This window comes from Flavobacterium aurantiibacter, from assembly GCF_002251775.1.
GTDB lineage: Bacteria > Bacteroidota > Bacteroidia > Flavobacteriales > Flavobacteriaceae > Flavobacterium > Flavobacterium aurantiibacter.
Genome location: NZ_NOXX01000030.1, coordinates 1 through 1,162 on the forward strand (window position 1 = coordinate 1; position 1,162 = coordinate 1,162).

Genomic DNA, 1,162 nt, shown 5'->3' on the forward strand with positions numbered 1-1,162 from the left:
TTTCCCCTTCCCGTTTAGGGCGAAGCTCCCAAAAAAAATCGACATGGCATTACGGAAAAACCGTAAATTTTAGCAGGCTAGGCATTTTTATTCGCTATTTCTAACTTTTAGTAGAAAAAGCTGATTTAGTTAATAGAAGTTACACTATTATTCTTGCACCTTAATTGCGCGCTTTTTAATGAAAGTACTCTACTTATGTTGATTTCGAAGACGCTTTCTCACTTCTTCGATGGGAAATCCAGCTTCGAGAATGGCAGCGGTGTCGGTAACTTCTTGGTCTAAAAGAGGCTGCATACTGCCGTTGTATTTTTTTAAATATTTAATTTTATAGAATTTGCCTAGGTTTCGGTAAAATACAGAAGGCTCGTTACCAATGTTATATTTAATTCTTTTACCATCTACATAAAAAACAAAATAATTTGCGCTACTTTTTGGATAGTCCTTTCTTGAAATATACNGAATGGCAGCGGTGTCGGTAACTTCTTGGTCTAAAAGAGGCTGCATACTGCCGTTGTATTTTTTTAAATATTTAATTTTATAGAATTTGCCTAGGTTTCGGTAAAATACAGAAGGCTCGTTACCAATGTTATATTTAATTCTTTTACCATCTACATAAAAAACAAAATAATTTGCGCTACTTTTTGGATAGTCCTTTCTTGAAATATACCTCCCTATTGATGTAATTCCATTTTTTTCAATTTCCATCATGTTGAGATATCCATCGATTGCAATAAAAATCACGAACGAAAAAAAAGAAACTAGAAATAAAATTGAGAGTACTTTTTTTATTTTCATAAACTTTTTTAATTACCTGAAGTTTTGTCTCCTAATAATGGGGCTGTATTAGATGCTGTTTCAACACCGAATGCAGCTATGTTTCCAAATATTCTAGGCGCTCCCTTTTTAAATAACGGGCTTGAGTCTATAGCAGATCCAAAGCGCTTACTAATTACACCTCCACCAATTTGTAACAGTGCATGATCTACACTTTCTGGCGTACTTATGTTCCTTTTATTTTTTCTAAAATCGTTAAATGTATAACTAAAAGTTTCTCCTAGTACAGTTGGTCCATATCCTGGAACAGCACTTGTTAAGGCTTCGATCATGTTTATTTGAGTGAAATCTCCGCTATTCGCAATACCCTGCGAAAGCACATTTGACG

At 34.3% G+C, this 1,162-nt stretch carries 1 protein-coding gene; it reads right to left on the reverse strand.

All coding sequences use genetic code 11. The annotated features are described in order from the left end of the window. Nucleotides 1-803: 803 nt before the first annotated feature. A partial coding sequence (locus CHX27_RS00275; protein ID WP_207758903.1) for a hypothetical protein occupies nucleotides 804-1,162 on the reverse strand: 359 nt, incomplete at its 5' end.